The sequence below is a fragment of the Pseudonocardia halophobica genome (assembly GCF_027922425.1).
Taxonomy (GTDB): Bacteria; Actinomycetota; Actinomycetes; order Mycobacteriales; family Pseudonocardiaceae; genus Pseudonocardia; species Pseudonocardia halophobica.
Genome location: NZ_BSFQ01000109.1, coordinates 1 through 1,577 on the forward strand (window position 1 = coordinate 1; position 1,577 = coordinate 1,577).

A 1,577-nucleotide genomic window follows, 5' to 3' on the forward strand; every position below is an offset into this window, starting at 1 on the left:
CCAAGACGGTGATCGGGGCGCCGTCGGCCGAGGGCGTCCGGATGGGCGCGCTGGCGTCGCTGGATCAGCGCGAGGAGGTCCGCCGCAGCGTGAAGGCGCTGGCCGATGCCGGGCGGATCGTCTTCGGCGACCCCGAGCAGGTCGAGGTGGTCGGCGCGGACCCGGACCGGGGCGCGTTCGTCTCGCCGATCCTGCTGGTCGGGGACCCGGAGCGGGCCGAGCCGCACCAGGTCGAGGCGTTCGGCCCGGTTTCGACGATCCTCCCCTACTCCTCGACCGCACAGCTGATCGACTACGCCGCCCGCGGGCAGGGCAGCCTGGCCGGCTCGATCGTCAGCGCCGACCCGGCATTCGCCCGCGAGGTGGTGCTCGGCGCCGCCGCGTTCCACGGCCGGCTGCTGGTGCTCAACGAGGCCGACGCGAAGGAGTCGACCGGGCACGGCTCGCCGCTGCCCCCGCTGGTGCACGGCGGGCCCGGCCGGGCCGGTGGCGGGGAGGAGCTGGGCGGCATCCGCGGGGTGCTGCACCACATGCAGCGCACCGCCATCCAGGCCGACCCGGACACCCTCGCCGCGATCACCGGCCGCTGGGTCCCCGGCGCCGCCCGGCGCCAGACCGAGCGGCACCCGTTCCGGCTGCACCTCGAAGAGCTCCGCCCCGGCGACACCATCGTGGCCGGGCCGCGGCGGGTCAGCCAGGCCGATGTGGAGCACTTCGCCGCGTTCACCGGCGACACCTTCTACGCCCACACCGACGCCGCGGCCGCGGCGGCGAACCCGCTGTTCGGTGAGCGCGTCGCGCACGGCTACCTGATCGTCTCCCTGGCCGCGGGCCTGTTCGTCGACCCCGACCCCGGCCCGGTGCTGGCCAACTTCGGGGTGGACAACCTGCGCTTCCTCACCCCGGTCAAGTTCGACGACGAACTCACCGTCACCCTGACCTGCAAACAACTCACCCCGCGCGAGTCCGCCGGGTACGGCGAGGTCCGCTGGGACGCCGACGTCACCCGCCAGGACGGCCAATCCGTCGCCCGCTACGACGTCCTCACCCTCGTCGCCAAGAAGGACGCCCGATGACCCCCGCGGACGACGCCTCCTTCCTCACCGGCCAGACGATCAACGCAGACGGAGGACGACGGCTGTGACCACCCCGACGACGACGTCGACCGCACCGACCGCAGCAGCCGCCCCGGCGCCGACCACCTCGGTCCGCCGCGGCGAGGCGCCGCCCGAGGACCTGCTCGACGCAGGCGAGCGCCTCTCGCTCGACGCGCTGCGCGCCACCCAGCTCGAGCGGCTGCAGTGGACGCTGCGGCACGCCTACGACCACGTCCCGCACTACCGCCGGTCCTTCGACGCCGCCGGCGTGCACCCCGACGACTGCCGCGACCTCGCCGACCTCGCCAAGTTCCCCACCACCAGCAAGGCCGACCTGCGCGAGAACTACCCGTTCGGGATGTTCGCCGTGCCACAGCCCGAGATCCGCCGCATCCACGCCTCCTCCGGCACCACCGGCCGCCCGACCGTCGTCGGCTACACCGACCGCGACATCGACACCTGGGCCGGGCTGGTCGCCCG

The 1,577-nt window shown here is 74.3% G+C and carries 2 protein-coding genes; both read left to right on the forward strand.

All coding sequences use genetic code 11. The annotated features are described in order from the left end of the window. On the forward strand, window positions 1-1,076 hold a 1,076-nt coding region (locus tag PKE99_RS37470; RefSeq protein WP_271215017.1), incomplete at its 5' end, for an aldehyde dehydrogenase family protein. Window positions 1,077-1,236: 160 nt separating this feature from the next. After that, window positions 1,237-1,577 (forward strand): phenylacetate--CoA ligase family protein (locus PKE99_RS37475; protein ID WP_369075886.1); only part of this gene is annotated, 341 nt, incomplete at its 3' end.